Raw genomic sequence first — 484 nt, 5'->3', positions numbered from 1 at the left:
GCTTTTCAGCACGGACTGGTGAGCCACGGGTTGATTCAACGAAGCAAAGTCGAAGCCCTCGCGCAGCAGATCATCCAGCGTTTCGGCGTGAAGACCCCGGACACGCAAACCGCTGCGCGCAGCGTGTCCGGCGGCAACTTGCAGAAATTCATCCTCGGCCGGGAAATTCTTCAGCAACCGAAACTGCTGATCGCCGCGCACCCGACCTGGGGCGTCGACGTCGGTGCCGCCGCCACCATTCATCGCGCCTTGATCGCCCTGCGCGATGCCGGCGCGGCGATTCTGGTGATTTCCGAAGACCTCGATGAGCTGTTCCAGATCAGCGATCGCCTCGGCGCGCTGTGCGGCGGGCGTCTCTCGGCGCTGCAAGACACCAGCGCTACACAACTGAGCGATGTCGGCGCGTGGATGGCCGGCCAGTTCGATCACTCACCTCGCGCCGCTTCGGTTTAACGGAGTTTCAACATGCTGCTTTCTCTCGAAC

At 62.4% G+C, this 484-nt stretch carries 1 pseudogene; it reads left to right on the top strand.

What is annotated here, in order from left to right:
* Positions 1 to 453: pseudogene (locus tag J5M71_RS27720) on the top strand (ABC transporter ATP-binding protein); the annotation flags it as partial.
* Positions 454 to 484 lie beyond the last annotated feature (31 nt).

The organism is Pseudomonas sp. 43(2021) (genome assembly GCF_017490805.1).
In the GTDB taxonomy this organism is placed as follows: Bacteria; Pseudomonadota; Gammaproteobacteria; order Pseudomonadales; family Pseudomonadaceae; genus Aquipseudomonas.
Note: the sequence above shows the minus strand (reverse complement) of the source record. Positions and strands in the feature narration are given on the sequence as shown.